Origin of the sequence: Carboxylicivirga fragile (genome assembly GCF_050589805.1) — a bacterium.
Classification (GTDB): domain Bacteria; phylum Bacteroidota; class Bacteroidia; order Bacteroidales; family Marinilabiliaceae; genus Carboxylicivirga; species Carboxylicivirga fragile.
This window is the reverse complement of record NZ_JBNGOY010000107.1, coordinates 1-2,987: the sequence shown is the minus strand read 5'-3', so window position 1 is coordinate 2,987 and position 2,987 is coordinate 1. Positions and strand designations below refer to the sequence as shown.

Below are 2,987 nucleotides of genomic sequence, written 5' to 3'. Positions count from 1 at the left end.
GTAGAAGAGAATAGAGCCTCTGACACTGAAAAGCTAGACGATCTTTGACATATTGGCAACACAATCAAAATCATAAACACCAACTACGGTGTAATATTAAGAAAGTAAATAAGAGCGTACGGGGAATGCCTAGGCTCTCAGAGGCGATGAAAGACGTGATAAGCTGCGATAAGCTGCGGGGAAGTGCAAACAACTATTGATCCGCAGATTTCTGAATGGGGCAACCCACTATGTTGAAGACATAGTATCCGCAAGGAGGCAAACCCGGGGAACTGAAACATCTAAGTACCCGGAGGAAGAGAAAACAAAAGTGATTTCCTAAGTAGCGGCGAGCGAACGGGAACTAGCCCAAACCAGTAATGTTTCGGCATTATTGGGGTTGTAGGACTTGCATAATTGAATAAAATAGAAGTAGAATACTTTGGAAAGAGTAACCATAGACGGTGATAGTCCGGTATACGTAACATTTTATGAAAGGCGAGTATCCTGAGTAGTGCGGGACACGAGAAATCCTGTATGAATTTGCCGGGACCATCCGGTAAGGCTAAATACTCCTGAGAGACCGATAGAGAACCAGTACCGTGAGGGAAAGGTGAAAAGCACCCCGAACAGGGGAGTGAAATAGTACCTGAAACCGTACGCTTACAAGCGGTTGGAGCCACTTCGTGTGGTGACAGCGTGCCTTTTGCATAATGAGCCTACGAGTTAGTCGTAGCTAGCTAGGTTAAGACTTTCAGGGTCGGAGCCGAAGCGAAAGCGAGTCTGAATAGGGCGCTTTAGTTAGTTGCGCTAGACGCGAAACCAAGTGATCTACCCATGATCAGGTTGAAGCTGTGGTAACACACAGTGGAGGACCGAACCAGTTGACGTTGAAAAGTCTTTGGATGAATTGTGGGTAGGGGTGAAAGGCCAATCAAACTTGGAAATAGCTCGTACTCCCCGAAATGCATTTAGGTGCAGCCTTATTTTAGTTTAGCAGAGGTAGAGCTACTGATAGGACGCGAGGGCTTCATCGCCTATCAACTCCTGATAAACTCCGAATGCTGCTAAATGATGAATAGGAGTGAGGGCATGGGTGCTAAGGTCCATGTCCAAAAGGGAAAGAACCCGGACCATCAGCTAAGGTCCCCAAATGTATGTTAAGTTGACCAAACGCGGTTTTACTGCTTAGACAGCTAGGATGTTGGCTTGGAAGCAGCCATTCATTTAAAGAGTGCGTAACAGCTCACTAGTCGAGCGGTAATGCATGGATAATAATCGGGCATAAACATACTACCGAAGCTATGGATTTTGTACTATGTACAGAGTGGTAGGGGAGCATTCTAAACTGGGTTGAAGGTTTACTGTGAGGTAGACTGGACTGTTTAGAAAAGCAAATGTAGGCATAAGTAACGATAATGGGGGTGAGAAACCCCCACGCCGAAAGACCAAGGTTTCCTGATCAACGCTAATCGGATCAGGGTTAGTCGGGACCTAACGCGAACCCGAAGGGGGTAGTGGATGGAAAGCAGGTTAATATTCCTGCACCTGTCTTACATTAAAAGTGACGGATCGGCCAGCTGTTTACGTACTGACGGAAATGTACGTTGAGCCTAGTCTACGGACGAAGCGAAAACAAGTAACCGGTTCCAAGAAAAGCGAGTAAGACGGCTCGTACCGTAAACGGACACACGTAGTTGGGTTGAGTATACTAAGGCGCTCGAGTGATTCATGGCTAAGGAACTAGGCAAATTAACTCCGTAACTTCGGGAGAAGGAGTGCCTCTCATTAATTTGGGAGGCCGCAGAGAAATGGCCCAGGCGACTGTTTATCAAAAACACATGGCTTTGCTAAATCGAAAGATGATGTATAAGGCCTGACACCTGCCCGGTGCCGGAAGGTTAAGTGGAGATGTTAGCTTTTAGCGAAGCATTGAAATGAAGCCCCGGTAAACGGCGGCCGTAACTATAACGGTCCTAAGGTAGCGAAATTCCTTGTCGGGTAAGTTCCGACCTGCACGAATGGTGCAACGATCTGGGCACTGTCTCAGCCATGAGCTCGGTGAAATTGTAGTTCCGGTGAAGATGCCGGATACCCGCAACGGGACGGAAAGACCCCGTGAACCTTTACTGCAACTTAACGTTGGTTTTGGGTAAGTAATGTGTAGGATAGGACGGAGACTTTGATGCTGCATCGCCAGGTGTAGTTTAGTCACCCTTGAAATACGTCCCTTTGCTTATCTGAGGCCTAACCCATTTATGGGGACACCGTTTGGTGGGTAGTTTGACTGGGGTGGTCGCCTCCAAAAGAGTAACGGAGGCTTCTAAAGGTGCGCTCAAGACGATTGGTAACCGTCTGTAGAGCATAATGGTATAAGCGCGCTTGACTGTGAGACCGACAAGTCGATCAGGTAGGAAACTAGAGCATAGTGATCCGGTGGTTCCGCATGGAAGGGCCATCGCTCAAAGGATAAAAGGTACTCCGGGGATAACAGGCTGATCGCTCCCAAGAGCTCATATCGACGGAGCGGTTTGGCACCTCGATGTCGGCTCGTCACATCCTGGGGCTGGAGAAGGTCCCAAGGGTTGGGCTGTTCGCCCATTAAAGTGGCACGCGAGCTGGGTTCAGAACGTCGTGAGACAGTTCGGTCCCTATCTGTTGTGGGCGTAGGAAATTTGAGAAGGCCTGACGTTAGTACGAGAGGACCGCGTTGGACATACCACTGGTGCACCAGTTGTTCCGCCAGGAGCATCGCTGGGTAGCTAAGTGTGGAAGGGATAAGTGCTGAAAGCATCTAAGCACGAAGCCTGCTTCAAGATGAGATTTCCATTAAGGGACGTTAGAGACGATGACGTTGATAGGCTGCAGGTGTAAAGGTGGTAACATCATAGCCGAGCAGTACTAATTACCCGTTAACTTTTTTAGGATTCTTTTTTATCGCAAGATAGATATGATGATAGTTTACTCCATAGATATGGTGGGTATGATTTTGATTTGCCGATGTGTTA

General features: G+C 47.8%; 1 rRNA gene. It reads left to right on the top strand.

The annotated features are described in order from the left end of the window. Positions 1-98 precede the first annotated feature (98 nt). Positions 99-2,904, top strand: a 23S ribosomal RNA gene (locus ACRD7B_RS22655). The last annotated feature ends 83 nt before the right edge of the window (positions 2,905-2,987 follow it).